Source organism: Gemmobacter lanyuensis, assembly GCF_014652355.1.
GTDB lineage: Bacteria > Pseudomonadota > Alphaproteobacteria > Rhodobacterales > Rhodobacteraceae > Gemmobacter > Gemmobacter lanyuensis.
The window spans coordinates 79,675-99,293 of sequence record NZ_BMYQ01000005.1 but is presented as its reverse complement, the minus strand read 5'-3'; the positions used below and the strand labels follow the sequence as shown (position 1 = coordinate 99,293).

Sequence of the window (19,619 nt, the reverse complement as noted above, 5' to 3'; positions counted from 1 at the left end):
ACGCTAGGTGGGCGCAAACGCGAGGCCCCGATGACCCCTGCTTTTTTCACAGAGATTGCGCGCCAGGGTGATCGCCCGGCGTTGATCCTGCCCGGGGGCGGGGGGCTGACCTTTGCCGGGCTTGCGGCGCAGGCGGATGCGTTTGCCGCGCAATTGCCGGGGGACAAGGGCCTGCTGGCGCTGGAATTCGCAAGCGAGCCGGCGGCGATCATCGCCTATCTGGCGGCGTTGCGGGCAGGCCATGCAGTGCTGGCGATGCCGCCGGATGCGCCCGAGGTTCTGGCCGGGGCCGAGGCGCGGTTCCAGCCCGATTGGGTCTATGCCCGGGTCGGGGGCGAATGGGTCTTGCGGCCGGGGCGGGCGCCGGGGGGGCGGGTGCATCCGGATCTGGCGCTTGTTTTGTTAACCTCGGGCTCGACCGGGGCGGGCAAGGCGGTGCGGATTTCGGCGGCGGCGCTGGCGGCCAATGCGGCGCAGATTGCCACCGGCTTGGCCTTGCAGGCCGAGGATCGGGCGGCGCTGGTCCTGCCCTTGCACTATTCCTATGGGCTTTCAGTGCTGAACAGCCAGCTTGCGGTGGGCGGGTCGGTCTGGTTGCATCCGGGCAGCGTGCAGCGCCACGGTTTTGGCCCGGCCATGGCGTCGGCGGGCTGCACGATCTTTGCCGGGGTGCCGCACAGCTATCGTCTGCTGGAAAGGGTAGCCGAGCTGCCGCCGCTGCGGATGATGACGGTGGCGGGCGGGCGGATGGAGCCCGAGGCCGTGACCCGCTGGGCGCGTCATCAGGCGAAGGCGGGCGGGCAGTTCGTGGTCATGTATGGCCAGACCGAGGCCACGGCGCGCATGGCGATCCTGCCGCCCGATCTGGTGCTGGATCACCCCGATGCCGTGGGGCGGGCCGTGCCGGGCGGCACGCTGCGTCTGCGTGATGACAAGGGGCGCGAAATCACCGCCCCCGGTCTGACCGGGCGGCTGATCTATCAAGGCCCGAATGTGATGATGGGCTATGCCTTCGACCGCGCCGATCTGGCCCGCGGGGCCGAGCTTGCAGAGCTGGACACCGACGATCTGGCGGAGCGTGATGCGGCGGGCCTGTTCCGGATCAAGGGGCGCGCGGGGCGGTTTTCCAAGATCGGTGGCGTGCGGCTGGGCCATGATGCGCTGGAGGCGGCGCTGGCAAGCCACGGTCTGTCTGCCGCGGTTTTTGGCGATGACCGGCAGGTCACGGTGGTGCATGAACCCGTGCCTGCGGGCCTGTCGGATGCCGAATTGCAGGCGCTGGTCCTGCGTTTGGCGGGGCTGGGGCGCAGCCACCTGACCTGCCGCGCTGTGTCTGCGCTGCCGCGGCTGCCCTCAGGCAAGGTGGATTATGCGGCGCTGCGCCAGGCCCCCGGGGTTGCACCCAAGGGGCTGGGCCAGGCGATGCGGGACTGTTTCTATCCCCATCCCGTCGGCCCGCGCGACAGTTTTGAACGGCTGGGCGGCGATTCCCTGCGCCATGTCGAGATGACGCTGGTTCTGGAACGCAGCCTTGGCCATGTCCCCGAAGGCTGGGAACGCCTGACACTGGCCGAGCTTGAGGCGCTGCAAACCCCCACCACCTCCCGGCCGCGTGGCGGCAGGGTGCGGGTGGGGATGGAGGCGGTGATCCGCGCTCTCGCCATTCTGGCGGTGGTGGTGCAGCATCAGACCGACTGGCCGGTCTGGGGCGGTGCCGCCGCCATGATCATCCTGATGGGGTGGAGCCTCGCGCGCTTTCAGCTGCCCGCGCTGGTCGCGGCGGATTGGGGCCGGGTGTTCCGGCCGCTGCTGCGCGTGCTGGTGCCCTATTATCTGGTCGTGGGGGTCTATGCGCTGGTCTATGGGCAGGTGCCCTGGGTCTCGGTCTTGCTGCTGGGCACCTTTGGCGTGACCGAGCAGGAAACCCACCAGATGCTGCCCTACCTTTACTGGTTCGTCGAGGTCTGGGTGCAGATGATCGCGGTCATCGCGCTGGCCTTTGCGGTGCCGCCAGTGCGGCGCTTTGCGGGGCGAAACCCCTTTGGCTTTGGGCTGATCTTCCTGGTGGCGGCGGTGGCGCTGCGGATCTGGGGGCTGGCACTTTGGAATGTGGGGGCGCGGCAGCTTTTTACGCTGCCCTGGGTCTTTTGGCTTTGTGCGCTGGGGTGGTGCATCGCCACGGCGCGGGGGCGACAGCACTGGCTGGTGCTGGGGCTGATTGCGCTGCTGATGCCGGGGGCCGCGATCCTGGGGGGCAACTGGTACGGCGGCTGGATCAAGCACGGCGGGCTGGCGGTGGCGGCGGTCCTGCTGCTTTACGTCCCGGCGCTGCGGTTGCCTGGCCCGCTGGTGCGGGCGATCGTGACGGTCGCGCAGGCCACCTTCTTCATCTATCTTACCCATCGCTGGGTGCCCGAAGGGCTGATGCCGCTGTTCCTGCCGGGCCTGACCGGGCCGCTGGCCGATCTGGTGGCCATTCTGGGCGGGATCGGGCTGGGCATCGCGCTGGCGGCGGGGCAGCGGGCGCTACTGCGGGGCCGGGTGAGGCTTGCCAGCCTCACGGCCCGGCGTCATAGTCCCCCGGTATCTTTGTGACAGGGAGATGTCGATGAAACTGACCGTCGCGCTGACCGCGCTTCTGCTGGCTGCCCCTGCGACCGCAACGCTGGCCGAGGGCCTGCCCGATCTGGCCGGGCGCGAGGTGGTGGTGGTGACCGAAAACGCCTATCCGCCGTTGCAGTTCATCGATGCCAGTGGTGCGGCCGTCGGCTGGGAATATGACGCCATGGCCGAGATCGCCAAGCGGCTGAACATGGCCGTCAGCTATGAAAACACCAGCTGGGACGCTATGATCCCGGCGGTATCAGGTGGGCAATATGATATCGGCATGACCGGCATCACCATCCGCGACGACCGCAAGGAACAGGTCGATTTCTCGGACGCCTATATGCGCTCGGAAATGGTGATGATGGTGCGTGGCGATGAAACCCGCTTTGCCGATGCCAAATCCTTTGCCGAAAACCCCGATCTGCTGATGGCGGCACAGCCCGGCACCACGCCCTTCTATGTCGGCGTCTACGAGGTGCTGGACGGGAATGAGGCCAACCCCCGCATCAAGATGTTCGAAACCTTCGGCGCTGGGGTCGAGGCGCTGCGCGCGGGGGATGTGGATCTTGTGCTGACGGACGGCACCAGCGGCAACGGCTATGTCGCGGCCTCGGAAGGTGGGTTGAAGATCGTGGGCGACAAGCTGGGGGCCGAGGATTTCGGCTTCATCTTCCCCAAAGGGTCGGATCTGGTGGCGCCGGTCAATGCGGCCATTGCCGCAATGAAGGCCGACGGCACCCTTGCCGCCTTGGACAAGAAGTGGTTCCTCGACTACAAGATGGGGCAGTAAGCGCTATCATCAGAACCCTGTCGTCTTGACCCAAAGCCCTGAAAAACTTGACTTTCCCTGGTGGCTCGTCGTGCTGGTCGCGACGGGCCTCTGGCTGTTCTGGGAGGTCTGGTCAAGCCCGGTCTATGCCCAGGTCATGGCCAAACTGGTCAAGGGGATCTGGGTCACGCTTCTGGTGACGGCGGTTGCCTTCACGGCGGCGGCGGGGCTTGGCCTTGCGCTGGCGGTGGCGGCGGGGTCACGCTGGTTGCTGTTGCGGCAGGCGGTGCGGCTTTACATCGAGGTCGTGCGCGGGGTGCCGATCATCGTGCTGCTCCTTTATGTCGCCTTTGCTGCCACCCCGGCGGTGGTGATGGCCTGGAACTGGCTTGGCCTGCCGGAAATCCGAGCGCGCGATGTCTCGCTTTTGTGGCGGGCGGTGATTGCGCTGACCATCGCCTATTCCGCCTTTCTGGCCGAGGTGTTCCGCGCGGGTCTGGCGGCGGTTGATCGCGGGCAGATCGAGGCCGCCATGGCGCTTGGCCTGTCGCCCTGGCAGCGGTTCCGGCTGATCGTCTTTCCGCAGGCCTTCCGCACGATCCTGCCGCCGCTGGGCAATGATTTCGTGGCAATGGTGAAGGATTCCAGTCTGGTATCGGTGCTGGGGGTGGCGGATGTCACGCAGCTGGCCAAGGTGACGGCGGCCGGGAACTTCCGCTATTTCGAGACCTATAACATCGCGGCCCTGGTCTATCTGACCATGACGGTGGGTCTGTCCTTGGCGCTGCGGCGGCTGGAACAGCGGTTGCGCGCGCGTCAGGGCGGGTAGGGGGCTTTGCCCCCGCCGCGCGTGCCGCGCGACTCCCCCAGGATATTTTTGCCAAGATGAAGGGGCTGGACCTCGCCCCCCGGCTTGCTAGGGTTCGGGCAAAGGAGATTTGCCGATGACCAATCCGCTGCTGTCCGTCTGGGAAACCCCGTTCGAAGTGCCGCCCTTTGCCGCGATCACGGATGATGATTTCGCCCCCGCCTTTGAGGTAGGCTTGGCCGAGGCGCGGGCGGCGATTGCGGCCATTGCCGCCGATCCGGCCGCGCCGGATTTTGCCAATACGATCGAGGCGCTGGAGCTGGCGGAAGGGACGCTCGACCGGGTGGCGGGGGTGTTCTACAACCTTGCCGGGGCCGATGCCAACGACGCGCGCGAGGCGCTGATGCGCGATCTGGCGCCCAGGATGAGCGCGTTTTCATCGGAGATCACCAACAACAAGGCGCTGTTCCAGCGGATCGAGACGCTGTGGCAGCAGCGCGCAGAGCTGGGGCTGGAGGCCGAGCAACTGCGGGTGCTGGAGCTTTATCGACAGATGTTCGTGCGGTCGGGCGCGCAGCTGGAAGGGGAGGCGGCCGCGCGGCTGACGGAGGTGAAAAGCCGTCTGGCCGTGCTGGGGACGCAGTTCAGCCAGAACCTGCTGGCCGAAGAGCGGGATTGGTTCATGGATCTGGCCGAGGCCGATCTGGAGGGCCTGCCCGATTTCGTGATCGCCGCCGCCCGGGCCGCGGGCGCCGAGAAGGGCACCGCAGGGCCGGTGATCACGCTGAACCGGTCGCTCATCGTGCCGTTCCTGCAGTTTTCACCGCGCCGGGCGCTGCGGCAGCGCGCCTATGAGGCCTGGGTCGCGCGGGGGGCCAATGGCAACGCGCAGGACAACCGAGCCATCGCGGCCGAAATCCTGGCGCTGCGGGCCGAGCGCGCGCAGCTTCTGGGCTATGAGTCTTTTGCGGCGTTCAAATTGGAGCCGGAGATGGCCAAGACTCCGGCCGCGGTGCGGGATCTGCTGATGTCAGTCTGGGCGCCCGCGCGCCGGAAGGCCGAAGGGGATGCCGCCGTCTTGCAGGGGATGATGGCGGCCGAGGGGATTTCCGGCCCGCTGGAGGCCTGGGACTGGCGCTATTATTCGGAAAAGCGGCGCAAGGCGGAGCATGACCTCGATGAGGCGGCGCTGAAGCCCTATCTGGGGTTGGAGGCGATGATCGCGGCGCAGTTCGATTGTGCCGGGCGGCTGTTCGGGTTGGAATTCACGCCGCTGGAGGTGCCGCTGTATCACCCCGATGTCCGCGCCTGGGAGGTGCGGCGCGCGGGGCAGCATGTGGCGGTGTTCATCGGGGATTACTTTGCCCGCGGATCGAAACGGTCGGGGGCCTGGTGTTCGGCGATACGGTCGCAGAAGAAACTGGGGGCAGGGGCGACGCCGATTGTCGTCAATGTCTGCAACTTCGCCAAGGGCGAGCCTGCGCTGCTGAGCTACGATGACGCGCGGACGCTGTTCCATGAATTCGGCCATGCGCTGCATCAGATGCTGTCGAACGTGACCTATGGGTTCATCAGCGGCACCTCAGTCGCGCGGGACTTTGTCGAACTGCCGAGCCAGCTTTATGAACATTGGCTGGAGGTGCCCGAGGTGCTGGAAACCCATGCCCGCCATTGGCAGACGGGCGAGGCCATGCCGCCCGCGATGCTGGAGCGACTGCTGGCGGCCGGAACCTATGATCAGGCCTTTGCGACGGTCGAATTCGTGGCCTCGGCCCTTGTCGATCTGGCGTTCCATCAAGGGCCGGCACCAGCCGATCCGATGCAGAAACAGGCCGAGGTGCTGGAGGCGATCGGCATGCCGCGCGCCATCCGGATGCGCCATGCGACGCCGCATTTCGCGCATGTGTTTTCGGGCGATGGCTATTCCAGCGGGTATTACAGCTACATGTGGTCGGAGGTGATGGACGCCGATGCCTTTGCCGCCTTCGACGAGACGGGGAACCCGTTTGATCCGGAAACGGCGGCGCGGTTGGAGCGGTTCATCCTGTCGGCCGGTGGGTCGCGGCCTGCGGAGGAGCTTTATCTTGCCTTCCGCGGGCGGATGCCGGGGGTTGAGGCGCTGTTGAAGGGCCGCGGGCTGCTGGACGCAGCCTGAGGCGCGGATGTGGCGGGCGGACCGGGGGTTTCACCCCCGGACCCCCAGGATATTTTTGCCAAGATGAAATCAGCGACGTTTGCGCAGGGTGCTGGGCGGGGCGCCGAAATGTTTGGCGAAGGCCCGGCTGAGGGTGGAGGCGCTGGAAAACCCGGTACGGAGGGCGATCTCGGCCAGCGGGTGTTGGGTGTCTGTCAGGAGGCGCCGGGCTGCCTGTAGTCGCTGCGCGAGCGCATAGGCGGCGGGAGAGAGGCCGAGGTTGTCCTGAAAAAGCTGTTCCAGCCTGCGTGGGGAGAGGCGCAGGGCCGCTGCGGTTTCAGCTGCGGTTTCGGGGGTGTCGAGCCGCGCCTCCATCCGCGCGATGGCGCGAGCGACCCGGGGGTCGAGCCGCGGGTCGGGGCGGGCGGCGGTGATCTGTGGTTCTTCGGCCGGGCGGGCGGTAGTCACGAAGCTCGCCGCGACCTCGAGCGCAAGGGCCGGGCCGTGGCGCGAGCGGATCAGATGCAGCATCAGATCGGCCGCAGGTGCTGCGCCCCCTGCGGTGAACCGCGGGCCGGAGAGGGTGTAGCGGTCGGGCACGACCTCGATCTCGGGGAATGTGGTGGCGAAATCCTCCAGATCCTCCCAGTGCACGGTGGCGCGGTGACCATTGAGCAGCCCGGCCCGCGCCAGCACCCAGCCGCCAGCGTCAATCCCGCCCAGGGCGCGAAAGCGGGGGGCGATGCGGCGCAGGTCACGCAGCAGGGGTTTGGTCGTCACTTCGGACTGGCGGTAGCCTGCGATCACAATCAGCACATCCGCGCCTTCTGCGGCACGCAAGGGGCCGGAAGAGGGCAGTTCGATCCCGCATGTCAGGGGGACGGGGGCGCCATCGGGCGAGACGACGCGCCAGCGGTAGGCGTCCTGCCCCAGATGGCGGTTGGCCGAGCGGAGCGGATCGAGTGTCGAGGCGACCTCGAGAATGGAGCAATGCGGCAGCACGAGCAGGGCCAGTGACAGTGGCTGCTGCGATGCAGCGAAGATCGTTTCGGATTTTGCCATATCCCTTTCGTAAATCGCAATGCGCGGGCAGGCAAGGCCGCTAATCTGACCGCCAAGATGAGGAGATGATGCATGCCCCTGGCCATGAACCGTGAAGTTTTCATCACCTGCGCCGTGACCGGATCGGGCGGCACGCAGGACCGTTCGCCCCATGTGCCGCGCAGCCCCGCCCAGATTGCGGAAAGCGCGATTGCGGCCGCCAAGGCCGGGGCGGCGGTGGTGCACTGCCATGTGCGTGACCCCGAAACCGGCAAACCGGCACGGGACCCCGCGCTCTACCGCGAAGTGACCGAGCGTATCCGTGACAGTGCCACGGATGTTGTGCTGAACCTGACGGCGGGCATGGGGGGGGATATCTACTTCGAGGGCACCGAGGAGATGGGCCGCATGGGGCCGCGGTCGGATATGGCCGGGGCGACCGAGCGGGTGGCCCATGTCGTCGAATGTCGCCCCGAGATCTGCACGCTGGATTGCGGCACGATGAATTTCAACGAGGCCGATTATGTGATGGTCAATACCCCCGGCATGCTGCGCGATATGGCGCGGCGCATGACCGCGGCGGGGGTGCGGATCGAGATCGAGGCGTTCGATACCGGCCATCTGTGGCTGGCGAAGGAGCTGGTCCGCGAAGGCGCGATCCCCGACCCGGTGCTGGTGCAGCTTTGCATGGGGGTGCCGTGGGGCGCGCCGGATGACCTGAATACCTTCATGGCCATGGTCAACAATGTCCCGTCGGACTGGAACTGGTCGGCCTTCTCGATCGGGCGCAACCAGATGCCCTATGTGGCAGCGGCGGTTCTCGCGGGGGGCAATGTGCGCGTGGGGCTTGAAGATAACCTCTGGCTCGACAAGGGGGTTCTGGCGACCAATGCCCAGCTGGTGGAGCGGGCGGTTTCGATCATCTCGAACCTCGGCGCCCGCGTTCTGACCCCGGCCGAGGTGCGCGCCAAGCTGAAGCTGGAAAAGCGGGCACCTTTGCCGCGCTGACGGTTTTTTGCCGCGTCGGCCCGATGATTCCAGCCCGCTTTGCCGTTCTGATCGAAAACGGATCACGGACGGCAAAAGGAGGGACCCATGCGGGTCGAAGGGGCACATCACGCAGACCCGGCACAAAGGCCGGATCTGGCGGGGCGGGGGTGGTCACTGCAGGCGGGGCTGGATGGCCCGGTGCTGCGGGTCTTGCTGGCGGGTCCGACGGGGCGCTGGGTGCAGGTCAAGGTGACAGAGGCCGATTATCTGGCGATGCGGCAGGGACAGCTGACCATCGCCGATCTGACGGCGAAGCTGGACCTGCCGAACCCCGCGGCGGCCTCGGCCGCGCGGGCTGCCGAGGCAGGCCAGACACAGGTCGAGATCTCTGAGACGGCGCGCGCATTGGCGCAAAGCTTCGAGGCCGCCCGCAGCCGCGCTGCCTCCGAGGCGGTGCGCCGCGCGGCAGAGGAAAAGCAGGGTTCGGGCCGCAAGCCCGCCCCCGGCACAACAGGCAAGCCTCCGGGCCGGTTCGGGCAGGGGGGCGCGAACGTCAACCTTCAGACGCTGGCGGCGGTGATCCTTGTCGTCGTGGCGCTGATCTATGTGATACTGGGAGCGTAGGATATGGGCCGCAAGGCAGCAATCATCGGCGGTGGCGTCATCGGGGGCGGCTGGGCCGCGCGGTTCCTGCTGAATGGCTGGGATGTCGCGGTCTTTGACCCCGATCCGCAGGCCGAACGCAAGATCGGCGAGGTTCTGGCCAATGCCCGTGCCAGCCTGCCGGCCCTGTCCGATGTGCCGATGCCTGCCGAAGGCCGCCTGACCTTTGCCGCCACCATCACCGAAGCTGTAGAAGGTGCGGAATACATCCAGGAATCCGTCTCGGAACGTCTGGATCTGAAGCACCGCGTCTTTGCGCAGATCCAGCAGGTGGCCCCCGATACGCTGCTTGGATCGTCGACCAGCGGGTTCAAACCGTCGGAACTGCAGCAGCAGGCCGCCAACCCCGGCTCGATCTTCGTGGCCCATCCGTTCAACCCGGTCTATCTTCTGCCGCTGGCCGAGGTCGTGCCCAGCGAAAAGAACCCTGCCGACAAGATCGAGGCCGCGAAAGAGATCCTGCGCGAAATCGGCATGTTCCCCCTGCATATCCGCAAGGAGATCGACGCCCATATCGCCGACCGCTTCCTCGAGGCTGTCTGGCGCGAGGCGCTGTGGCTGGTCAAGGACGGCATCGCCACCACCGAAGAAATCGACGAGGCGATCCGCATGGGCTTTGGCCTGCGCTGGGGGCAGATGGGGCTGTTTGAAACCTATCGCGTCGCGGGCGGCGAGGCGGGCATGAAGCATTTCATGGCGCAGTTCGGCCCCTGCCTGCAATGGCCCTGGACGAAACTGACCGATGTGCCGGAATTCAACGATGAGCTGGTTGATCTGATCGCCGGTCAATCGGACGCGCAATCGGGCCACCACAGCATCCGCGAGCTGGAACGGATCCGCGACAGCAACCTCATCGGCTTCCTGCGTGCGCTGAAAGATCGCAACTGGGGCGCGGGCAAGGTGCTGCGCGACCATGACGCCCGCCGCGCGACCGCTTTCCATACAGGCGAACCCGCCGGGGCGCCGCTGGTCATGGCGCAGATGCAGGTGCTGCCGGGCTGGATCGATTACAACGGCCATATGACCGAAAGCCGCTATCTGTTCGCCGCCTCGGAAACCTCGGATGCCTTCCTGCGGCTGATCGGGGCGGGGATGGATTATGTCGCGGCCGGGCACAGCTACTATACCGCCGAAACCCATATCATGCATCTGGATGAGGCCAAGCTGGGCGACCGGCTGACCGGCACGCTGCAGGTGCTGTCCTCGGATGAAAAGCGCCTGCACGTGTTCATCCGCATCCAGAAGGGCGATGACACCGTCGCCACGGTCGAACAGATGCTGCTGCATGTGGATATGAAGGCCGGCAAGGCGTGCCCTGCCGCGCCCGAGGTTCTGGCCCGCCTGAACCCCATTGCCGAGGCGCACAAGGCCCTGCCGCGCCCCGCCTCGGTCGGCCGCCACGTCGGGCAGAGGAAGCAGTAAGATGCAGTTCGGACTGACCGAAGAACAGCGGATGATCATCGAGACCACCCGCGCCTTTGTGGAAAATGAGCTTTATCCGCATGAGGCCGAAGTGGAACGCACCGGCCATCTGCGCCCCGATCTGATCCGCGAGCTGCAGGCCAAGGCCATAGAGGCCGGGCTTTATGCCGCGAATATGCCGGAAGAGGTGGGGGGCGCCGGTCTCGATACCTTGAGCTGGCTGCTTTACGAACGCGAACTGGGCCGGGCGAACTATGCCCTGCACTGGACCTGCGTGGCGCGGCCCTCGAACATCCTGCTCGCCGGAACCGCGGAGCAGCGCGAGAAATATCTGTTCCCCTGCATCCGGGGTGAAAAATGGGATTGCCTCGCCATGACCGAGCCGGGGGCAGGGTCGGATCTGCGTGGCATGACCGCCAGCGCCCGGCGCGAGGGCGATGACTGGGTGCTGAACGGCACCAAGCATTTCATCAGCCACGCCGATCTGGCCGATTTCGCCATCGTCTTCATGGCATCGGGTGAGGAAGACACCCCGCGCGGCAAGAAGAAGCTGATTACCGCCTTCTTCGTCGACAAAGGCACACCCGGCTTTGTCGTCCGTGATGGGTATCGTAACGTGAGCCACCGTGGCTACACCAATTCGGTGCTGGACTTCGACAATGTCCGCCTCCCCGCCAGCGCTGTTCTGGGTGAGCCCCACAAGGGCTTCGAGGTGGCCAATACCTGGCTCGGCGCCACGCGCCTTCAGGTCGCCTCCACCTGCCTCGGCCGCGCCGACCGCGCCCTGCAGCACGCGATCCATTATGCCGCGGATCGCCGTCAGTTCGGCCAGCAGATCGGCAAGTTCCAGGGCATCAGCTTCAAGCTCGCCGATATGGCGATGGAGCTGAAAGCCGCCGAACTTCTGACATGGGAAGCCGCCTGGAAATTCGACCAAGGCACGGTGACCGAGGCCGATATGGCCATGGCCAAGCTCAAGGCGACAGAAGTGCTGGCCATGATCGCGGATGAGGCGATCCAGATCCATGGCGGCATGGGCCTGATGGACGAGCTGCCGCTGGAACGCATCTGGCGCGATGCGCGTGTCGAACGCATCTGGGAAGGCACTTCGGAAATCCAGCGCCATATCATCTCACGCGAACTCCTCCGCCCGCTTGGGGCGTAGGCGTCGCAAACGGGGGGCTGTCTGCCCCCCGCGCCCCCCCGAGGATATTTTCAGACAGAAAATGGGAAAGCCCGTGCGCGTTAACCTTTTCTCAATTCGAGTCGAGCAGATTGAATTCACGGTACAGGCGGGGACGCCGATGACCGTGACAGGAAATGGCAGCCCGTCTGTCAGATGTGGGCGGGCTGCTTCCATTTTCTGTCCTGAAATATCCCGGGGGTTCGGGGGCAGCGCCCCCGTCCGCGGTTTGGCACCCGCGGTGCGGTCATGAGCGGGATTGAGCGGCTCTTGCGTCCGCGGTCTATCGCGGTGCTGGGTTCAGGCTGGGCCGAGAATGTCATTGAGCAATGCGGCAAGATGGGGTTCCACGGTCCGATCTGGCCCGTTCACCCCAAGCGTGCAACGGTCGGCGGATTGCCGGCCTATCCGAGTGTCGGTGACCTGCCCGCCCCCCCTGATGCGGTGTTCATCGGTGTGAACCGCTTCGCAACGGTGGAGGTTGTCCGGAAACTGGCCGCGATGGGGGCGGGCGGGGCGATCTGTTTTGCGAGCGGCTGGGAGGAAGCGGGTGAAGCGGGGCTGCAGGCCGAGCTTGTTTCAGCCGCCGGAGGCATGCCGATCCTGGGTCCGAATTGTTATGGTGTGATCAACTACCTTGACGGCGCCTTGCTTTGGCCGGACCAGCATGGGGGCAAGCGGATTGAGCGGGGGGTGGCGCTGATCAGCCAGTCCTCCAACATCGTCATCAATCTCACCATGCAGGCGCGCGGGTTGCCGGTTGCCTATGTCGCCTGTCTGGGCAATGCGGCGCAGGTCGGGCTTGCTGAGCTGGCCGCCGCGCTGCTTGCGGATGAGCGGGTGACGGCGCTGGGGCTCTATATCGAGGGGATCGATGATGCCCCGGGATTTGCGGCTTTGGCGGAAGCGGCGCGGGCTGCTGGCAAGGGGATTGTCTGCATCAAATCGGGCAAGACGGAGCTGTCTCGGGCAGCGGCGGCCTCCCATACCGCCTCTCTCGCAGGTGGAGGGGCTGCGTCGAGCGCCTTTTTGCGTCAGGCTGGAATTGCCGAGGTCGAGACGCCAGAGGTGCTTCTTGAAACGTTGAAGATCTTTCACCAGCACGGGCCGAAACTTGGGCCGCGTATCTGTTCGCTCTCTTGTTCGGGCGGGGAAGCTGGGCTGGTGGCGGATCTGGCTGCGCCGGTGGGGATTGACTTTCCGCCCGTGCCCGAGGCGCAGCGCACCCGGCTGGGCGAGATTCTGGGGCCCATCGTCACCATCGCCAATCCCTTGGATTATCACACTTTCATCTGGGGGGACGGGCCCCGGACGACGGATGTCTTTGCGACCATGCTTTCGGCCTATGATGCCGGGATTTTCATCATCGACCCGCCGCGCCCGGACCGGTGCGATCCGGCCAGCTATGGCCCCGCGCTGGAGGCGATCGCGGCCGCGCAGGAGATGACCGGGCGGCCCGCATTTCCTGTCGCCTCGCTGCCCGAGAATTTCGATGAGGCGCTGGCCGAAGCCTTCATGGCCCGGGGGCTTGTGCCGCTGATGGGGCTCGGGACTGCGCTTCAGGCGATCAAGGCGGCGCAACGGGCGGATGTGGCGCCGGGGTGGCGGCCACTGCCCGCGCTGCCGGCGCGCGACAGCCGATTGCTGGATGAGGCCGAAGGCAAGGCCCTTTTGGCTGCGCAGGGGGTGCCGGTGCCGCGGGCGGTCACGGCGACAAGCCTTGCCGCGCTCAACCCCGATGGGCTGACGGCGCCCTTTGCGCTCAAGGGTCTGGGCTTTGCCCATAAGACCGAGGCGGGGGCGGTGCGTTTGGGCCTTGCAACCCTGGACGGCCAGGCCGAGATGCCCGGCGCCACCGGCTATCTGCTGGAGGAGATGGTCACGGGCGTGGTGGCCGAGATGCTTTTGGGTCTGCGGCGCGACCCGGTCTATGGTCTGACCCTGACGCTGGGGATGGGCGGTGTTACGGCCGAGGTTCTGGCTGATACCGTGACGCTTGTCTGGCCGGTTGCCGAGGATGAGGTGCTGGCCGCGCTGCGGCGGTTGCGGCTTTGGCCGCTGCTGTCGGGCTATCGCGGGCGGCCCGTCGCGGATGTGGCGGCCTTTGCCGCCCTTGCGGTGCGGCTGGGTCAGGCAATGGCCGCGGACCCGACGCTGGAAGAAATCGAGATCAACCCCGTGATGCTGCGCGCCGAAGGCGCCGTGGCCGTGGATGCCCTGATACGGAGAGCCGAATGACCGAGATGACCATGCTGACCGAAGGCCCGATCCGCACCCGGCGCGAGGGAGGCGTCCTTGAGGTGACGCTGGACCGCCCCAAGGCCAATGCGATCGACCTTGCCACCAGCCGCATCATGGGGCTGGCCTTCCGCGCCTTCCGCGACGACGACAGTCTGCGCGTGGCGATCCTGCGGGCCGAGGGGGAGAAGTTCTTTTGCCCCGGCTGGGATCTCAAGGCCGCTGCGGCGGGCGATGCAGTGGATGGCGACTATGGCGTCGGGGGCTTTGGCGGGCTGCAAGAGTTGCCAAATCTCAACAAACCGGTGATCTGCGCGGTCAACGGAATCTGCTGTGGTGGGGGGCTAGAGCTTGCACTTTCCTGCGATTTGATCCTTGCCTCGCACAACGCGACCTTTGCCCTGCCTGAAATCCGGTCCGGGACAGTGGCGGATGCGGCCTCGATCAAACTGCCCAAGCGCATCCCTTATCATGTGGCGATGGACCTGCTGCTGACCGGGCGGTGGTTCGACGCGGAAGAGGCGCTGCGCTGGGGCATTCTGAAGGAAATCACGACCACAGAAGACCTGCTGCCGAAGGCGTGGGATCTGGCGCGGCTCCTCGAAAGCGGGCCGCCGCTGGTCTATGCCGCGATCAAGGAGGTCGTGCGCGAGGCCGAGGCGCTGCGGTTTCAGGATGCCCTCAACCGCATCACCAAGCGGCAGATGCCGACGGTGGACCGCCTCTATTCCAGCGAGGATCAGCTGGAAGGCGCCCGCGCCTTTGCCGAAAAGCGGGATCCGGTCTGGAAGGGGCGCTGAAGCGCGGATTGTCGGGATATGATATGGCATTTCCTGCGGCGGGCCAAAGATCCTGCCGCACGTCCCTGCCCGAATGTTTGATTTCGACAAGGGTTTGCACCCCATGCTGCCTCGTGGTTAACCTGATGCCGGATGGCAAAAGGGGTTTCCATGGCGCATGACTATACCAGCCGGATCGTCTGGACCGGCAATCGCGGGCAGGGGACGGCGCATTACCGCGCCTATGACCGCACTTGGGACGTGGCGGTGCCGGGCAAGGCGCCCATCCCCTGTTCCAATGACCCGCTGCTGGGCGGCGACCCGACCAAGATGAACCCTGAGGATCTGCTCCTTTCGGCGCTCTCGGCCTGTCACATGCTGTGGTATCTGCATTATGCGAGCGAAGCGGGCATCGTCGTCACCGCCTATGAGGATGCGCCCATCGGCAAGGGTGAGGTCGGCGCGGGCGGGGCAGGCCGGTTTCTTGAGGCAACGCTGCGCCCGGTGATCCATGTCGCAGCCGGCACGGATCTCGCGCTGGCCGAGGCGCTGCATCACCGCATTCCGGCTGTCTGCTTCATTGCGCGGTCGGTGAACTTTCCGGTGCATCACGCGCCGCGCTTTGTGGTGGCGGGCTGATCAGCCCTGCCATTTCGGGCGGACCATCTCGAACGTGTCGTGGCTGCGGATATAGGTCGTGCCGAAGCCGCGGCCCAACAGGCCAAGCGCGGGGGTATCGACATGGCCCCGTTCGGCGTTCAAAACGAAGCGGTCTTCGATATGCACGGCCAAAATCCGCCCGATCACCAAAAGCTGCTGTGGCCCGGTAAAGATGGCGGAATGGTTCACGCATTCGAAGCTGGCCGGGCTTTGCGCGATGCGCGGGACCGAGACTTGCGTGCTCTCCACCGGCGTCAGCCCGGCCAGCCCGAATTCGCTGACCCCCGGGGGGGCGTCGATGGCGGTGGTGTTCATCGCCTCGGCCAGCGCGTCCGACACCAGATTGACGACGAATTCACCCGTATCGATGATATTGCGCGCGGTATCTTTCAGCCCGCGGCGGCCAGGATTGATGCCGATGGCCAGCGTCGGGGGCTCATCCCCCATTACGTTGAAAAAGCTGAAAGGGGCGGCATTCAGCACCCCGTCGGCATTGCGCGTGCTGACCCAGGCAATCGGGCGCGGCACCACGGTCGCGGCCAGCAGCTTGTAGGCCACACCGGGCTGGGTTTGCGACAGATCGAAAATCATGGGATCAGCCTTCCTGCGCCGGACGCGCAACATCCTTGTGAATGATGACATCGGTTTGTGGATAGGCAAGCAGGATGGTCCGCCGCAGCCCGGCGCCGATGTCATGCGCCTCACGCAGGGTCAGATCACCGTCCAGCTCGATATGCAGGTGGACGAAGACGCGGCTGCCCGCCGTGCGGGTTTTCAGATCATGGAACCCCCGCACCCCCGGCCAGTGGCGGGCCAGCGTTTCGATCCCGCTGATGACCTCGGGGTCGGCCTGCCGGTCCATCAGCGCGTCCCAGGCCCCCTTGAAGATGCGGATTGCCCCGAAGATCAGCACCCCCGCCGCCGCCAGCGCGACGATGCTGTCGATCTGCCCGATCCCGAAGGCGCGCGAGGCCCAGAGGGACACGACCGCCCCAAGCGCAGGGACCAGATCCCCGATGTAATGCAACCGGTCCGCCGCGACCACGCGGCTGCCGGTGCGGCGCGCGACCCGGCCTTGCCACCAGACGAGCAGCAGCGTCAGCACCATCGACAGCACCATCACGATGATGCCTGTACCTTCTGACTGCAACGCCTCGGGCTGCGGGAAAATGAGGCGCATCAGCGCCGCCCAGCCAATCACCGCGCCGGAAATCGCCACGATCAGCGCCTGCGCCAGCGCGGCCAGGTCCTCAACCGAGGTATGGCCGAAATTGTGGTCATCATCGGCGGGTTTCGCGGCGTAAATCAGCGCCGCCATCGCCGCGAGGCTCATGAGCAGGTCCATCGCGCTATCGGCCAGCGAGGCCGCAATCGATAACGCACCCGTCTGCGCCAACGCCCAGAGCTTGAGCGCGACCAGCGTTCCGGCCACCGCGACCGAGGCCAGTCCGGCCGAGAGCTTCATGCCCGCCTGTCCGTCAAGTGCCATGTGACTGCTCCGTCATGTCCTGGGTGACTCAGGTCCCAAGCGGGCGGGTTACTCGATGATCTCGCCCGATTCTACACCCCAGAGCGCCGCTTTTGACACCCAGCCTTTTTCCCCGTCCACCGACAGACGGCACCAATCCGGATTGCATTCGACGATCTTGGCGATCACGCCGCGTTCGGCGCGCAGTACGACCTCTGCGGCGGTGTCGGGGGCGCTGCGGAAATCGGCCAGTTCGGCCTGGATCAGCACAGACCGCACCCCAGAAAGCAGCGAATAATGCACCCAGCCGCCCAGACCTTCCTGATCCTCGATCCGCCGCCAGTTTTCATATTCGGCCGTCACCTTCAGCGGCATTCCGGCCCGTTTGAACACCCAGTCGATTCGATGCGTCAGCCCCGGTCCGCGTCGGGCATTGCCCTCATCCGTCTTGAGCGTGACATACCGCGGCAGCGGCAGGTTTGTGACCTGCCCGCGTGACGGATCGCGCGGCGCGGCGGTTGTCGTTCCGGGGGCTGGTACGGCCTGCGTCCCGCCGGTTTCCTCGGCGCTGATGGGTGGTTCGGTCTGTGCGGGGGCGGCCCCGGCCGCAAACGCCACGATCATCACCTGCCAGCGCAGGAATTGCCCGAAAGTCATGCCCATCAATCCGTCCTCAGCCGCCGCGATCGTAAGAAAGACCCGCGCGGTGCAAGTTTACGCGCAACAATGTTGCGTGGGGTCTTGTGCCTCGCCCCTCAAGGGGGCACTTTGCCAGCAAGTGCTCCGATTTGGAAGAGACCGGGTCGGAAAGTTCAGGAGGGAAGCCATGCCCGCAGCGCGCCTCAACGTGATTGTGACCCGCCGCCTGCCCGAGGTCGTCGAGACCCGGATGAAAGAGCTGTTCGATGTCGAACTGCGTGACCCCGACATCAAGATGACGCGGGACGAACTGGCCGATGCCGTGCGCCGCTGTGACGTTCTGGTCCCCTGCGTGACCGATCACATCGACGCGGGCCTGCTGGGACAGGCGGGACCGCAGCTCAAGCTGATCGCCAATTACGGCGCGGGGGTCGATCATATCGATGTGGCGACCGCCCGGTCGCGGGGCATCCTTGTGTCGAACACGCCCGGCGTGGGCGCCGATGATACCGCCGATATGGTCATCGCGCTGATTCTGGGCGTGGTCCGCCGCGTGCCCGAAGGCATGGCGGAAATGCAGGCCGGGCGCTGGTCGGGCTGGGCGCCGATGGATCATCTGGGTGGCAGGATCGGTGGCCGCCGTCTGGGCATCCTTGGCATGGGGCGGATCGGTCAGGCCGTGGCCCGCCGCGCCCGCGCCTTCGGGATGCAGATCCACTATCATAACCGCCGCCGCCTGCGCCCCGAGCTTGAGGCCGAATTCGAGGCGACCTATTGGGAAAGCCTCGATCAGATGATCGCGCGGATGGACATCATTTCGGTCAACTGTCCGCATACGCCGTCAACCTTCCACCTGCTGAATGCGCGGCGGCTGAAGCTGCTGAAGCCCTCGGCCGTGGTGATCAACACCTCGCGCGGCGAGGTCATCGATGAAAACGCCCTGACGCGGGGCCTGCGCGCCGGTGAAATCGCGGGGGCCGGCCTCGATGTCTATGAACACGGGCATGAGGTGAACCCCCGCCTGCGCGAGCTGCCGAATGTGGTGCTGCTGCCGCATATGGGCTCGGCCACGGTGGAAGGGCGGATCGAAATGGGCGAAAAGGTCCTGATCAATATCAAGACCTTCGCTGATGGCCATCGCCCGCCGGATCAGGTCGTGCCGGGGATGCTTTAAGGGGCAAGGGGGGCGTCACCGCCCCCCATCCCTCACGCCCGGTAATAGGTCCGGTACCAATCCACGAACCGCTGCACCCCGGTGCGGATATCCGTGCGGGGCAGGGCGCCGATCAACGCCTCGATCAGCGTGGCATCGGCCCAGGTCGCAGGCACATCGCCGGGCTGCATCGGCAGAAGGTTTTTCTGCGCGGCCTGTCCCGTGGCCGCCTCGATCGCCGCCACGAAATCCAAAAGCTGCACCGGCGCCCCATTGCCGATATTCACCACGCGCCAAGGTGCTACGGGCGACAGGCTGTCGAACTCCCCCACCGGTGCCGTTCCCGGCGCCGCATCGATCAGGCGGACGATCCCCTCGACCAGGTCGTCGATATAGGTGAAATCCCGCCGCATATCGCCTTGGTTGTAGACGTCGATCGCCTCGCCGTACAAAATCGCCTTCACGAATTTGAACAGCGCCATATCCGGCCGCCCCCAGGGGCCATAGACGGTGAAGAAGCGGAACATCGTCGTGGGCAGCCCGTAGAGATGGGCATAGCTATGCGCCATCGACTCGGTCGCCTTCTTCGTCGCCGCGTAAAAGCTCATCTGATGATCGGCCTTATGCACCTCGGCATAGGGCATCACCTCATTCGCCCCATAGGCACTCGAGGTCGAGGCCAGCAGCATATGCTGCGGCGGCACCGCCCGCGCGGCCTCCAGAATTTCAAAGGTCCCGATCAGGTTCGAATCGACATAAGACCGCGGCGCGTCGATGGAATGGCGCACCCCGGCCTGCGCCGCGAGATGGATGATGGCATCGGGCCGGAACGTCTCGACCAGCCCGCGTACAAGGCCCGGCGTCTCCAGCAGCCCTTCAACCCCACGGAACCCCGGCTCCGCCGCCAGAATCTCATGCCGCCGCCGCTTCAGCGTCACATCATAATAGTCGCTGATGCCATCCAGCCCCAGCACCTCCCAGCCTGCCGCCAACAACCGTTGCGACAGATGAAACCCGATAAATCCGGCCGAACCCGTGACAAATGCCCGACGCGCCAAACTCTTA

Annotated in this window: 17 protein-coding genes; 12 read left to right on the top strand and 5 right to left on the bottom strand. The window is 65.9% G+C overall.

Annotated elements, in window-relative coordinates:
- Positions 1-30: 30 nt before the first annotated feature.
- The 4 genes from IE101_RS10100 to IE101_RS10085 all read left to right on the top strand — a co-directional run bounded on the left by IE101_RS10100 (position 31) and on the right by IE101_RS10085 (position 6,339).
- Positions 31-2,595, top strand: coding sequence for an AMP-binding protein (locus IE101_RS10100; protein WP_189633710.1), 2,565 nt, complete (start codon positions 31-33; stop codon positions 2,593-2,595).
- A gap of 13 nt (positions 2,596-2,608) precedes the next feature.
- Positions 2,609-3,397: a transporter substrate-binding domain-containing protein gene (locus IE101_RS10095; protein ID WP_189633709.1), complete on the top strand. Its 789-nt coding sequence runs from the start codon at positions 2,609-2,611 to the stop codon at positions 3,395-3,397.
- A gap of 25 nt (positions 3,398-3,422) precedes the next feature.
- Positions 3,423-4,205: an amino acid ABC transporter permease gene (locus tag IE101_RS10090; protein WP_189633708.1), complete on the top strand. Its 783-nt coding sequence runs from the start codon at positions 3,423-3,425 to the stop codon at positions 4,203-4,205.
- A 115-nt stretch (positions 4,206-4,320) separates the two neighbouring features.
- Entirely contained in the window at positions 4,321-6,339 is a 2,019-nt protein-coding gene (locus tag IE101_RS10085) for a M3 family metallopeptidase (protein ID WP_189633707.1), read from the top strand.
- Between the two features lie 69 nt (positions 6,340-6,408).
- Here IE101_RS10085 and IE101_RS10080 read toward each other — a convergent pair whose 3' ends face one another.
- Positions 6,409-7,380 carry a GlxA family transcriptional regulator gene (locus IE101_RS10080; RefSeq protein WP_189633706.1) on the bottom strand — a complete coding sequence of 324 codons (972 nt, stop codon included), beginning with the start codon at positions 7,378-7,380 and terminating at the stop codon, positions 6,409-6,411.
- A gap of 72 nt (positions 7,381-7,452) precedes the next feature.
- Here IE101_RS10080 and bcoG point away from each other — a divergent pair, with 72 nt between their 5' ends.
- The 7 genes from bcoG (at position 7,453) to IE101_RS10045 (ending at position 15,273) form a co-directional block, all read left to right on the top strand.
- Positions 7,453-8,367 (top strand): 3-dehydrocarnitine:acetyl-CoA trimethylamine transferase BcoG, encoded by a 915-nt coding sequence (gene bcoG / locus IE101_RS10075; RefSeq protein WP_189633705.1) that lies wholly within the window; start codon positions 7,453-7,455, stop codon positions 8,365-8,367.
- An 87-nt stretch (positions 8,368-8,454) separates the two neighbouring features.
- The gene (locus tag IE101_RS19760) at positions 8,455-8,973 is read left to right on the top strand and encodes a hypothetical protein (RefSeq protein WP_229804103.1); all 519 of its coding nucleotides are present in this window, start codon (positions 8,455-8,457) and stop codon (positions 8,971-8,973) included.
- 3 nt (positions 8,974-8,976) lie between these two features.
- Positions 8,977-10,434: a carnitine 3-dehydrogenase gene (locus tag IE101_RS10065; RefSeq protein ID WP_189633704.1), complete on the top strand. Its 1,458-nt coding sequence runs from the start codon at positions 8,977-8,979 to the stop codon at positions 10,432-10,434.
- 1 nt (position 10,435) lies between these two features.
- Entirely contained in the window at positions 10,436-11,599 is a 1,164-nt protein-coding gene (locus IE101_RS10060; RefSeq protein WP_189633703.1) for an acyl-CoA dehydrogenase family protein, read from the top strand.
- A 267-nt stretch (positions 11,600-11,866) separates the two neighbouring features.
- Positions 11,867-13,855 (top strand): acetate--CoA ligase family protein, encoded by a 1,989-nt coding sequence (locus IE101_RS10055; protein WP_189633702.1) that lies wholly within the window; start codon positions 11,867-11,869, stop codon positions 13,853-13,855.
- Entirely contained in the window at positions 13,852-14,655 is an 804-nt protein-coding gene (locus IE101_RS10050; protein WP_189633701.1) for a carnitinyl-CoA dehydratase, read from the top strand. The genes IE101_RS10055 and IE101_RS10050 overlap by 4 nt, the downstream gene beginning before the upstream one ends.
- A gap of 150 nt (positions 14,656-14,805) precedes the next feature.
- The gene (locus IE101_RS10045) at positions 14,806-15,273 is read left to right on the top strand and encodes an OsmC family protein (RefSeq protein WP_189633700.1); all 468 of its coding nucleotides are present in this window, start codon (positions 14,806-14,808) and stop codon (positions 15,271-15,273) included.
- Here the strand turns inward: IE101_RS10045 and IE101_RS10040 are convergent, their stop codons facing one another.
- From IE101_RS10040 to IE101_RS10030, 3 genes are read right to left on the bottom strand one after another with little or no spacing between them, the layout of a single operon-like run.
- Positions 15,274-15,885 carry a flavin reductase family protein gene (locus tag IE101_RS10040; RefSeq protein WP_189633699.1) on the bottom strand — a complete coding sequence of 204 codons (612 nt, stop codon included), beginning with the start codon at positions 15,883-15,885 and terminating at the stop codon, positions 15,274-15,276.
- Between the two features lie 4 nt (positions 15,886-15,889).
- Positions 15,890-16,783, bottom strand: coding sequence for a cation diffusion facilitator family transporter (locus IE101_RS10035; RefSeq protein WP_189633698.1), 894 nt, complete (start codon positions 16,781-16,783; stop codon positions 15,890-15,892).
- A gap of 48 nt (positions 16,784-16,831) precedes the next feature.
- On the bottom strand, positions 16,832-17,425 hold the full coding sequence (locus IE101_RS10030) for an SH3 domain-containing protein (protein ID WP_229804102.1): 594 nt from the start codon (positions 17,423-17,425) through the stop codon (positions 16,832-16,834).
- Positions 17,426-17,588: 163 nt separating this feature from the next.
- On the opposite strand from IE101_RS10030, the gene IE101_RS10025 reads away from it, so the two are divergent.
- Positions 17,589-18,575: a 2-hydroxyacid dehydrogenase gene (locus IE101_RS10025; RefSeq protein WP_189633697.1), complete on the top strand. Its 987-nt coding sequence runs from the start codon at positions 17,589-17,591 to the stop codon at positions 18,573-18,575.
- 32 nt (positions 18,576-18,607) lie between these two features.
- Here IE101_RS10025 and IE101_RS10020 read toward each other — a convergent pair whose 3' ends face one another.
- Positions 18,608-19,612, bottom strand: coding sequence for an NAD-dependent epimerase/dehydratase family protein (locus IE101_RS10020; RefSeq protein ID WP_189633696.1), 1,005 nt, complete (start codon positions 19,610-19,612; stop codon positions 18,608-18,610).
- Positions 19,613-19,619 lie beyond the last annotated feature (7 nt).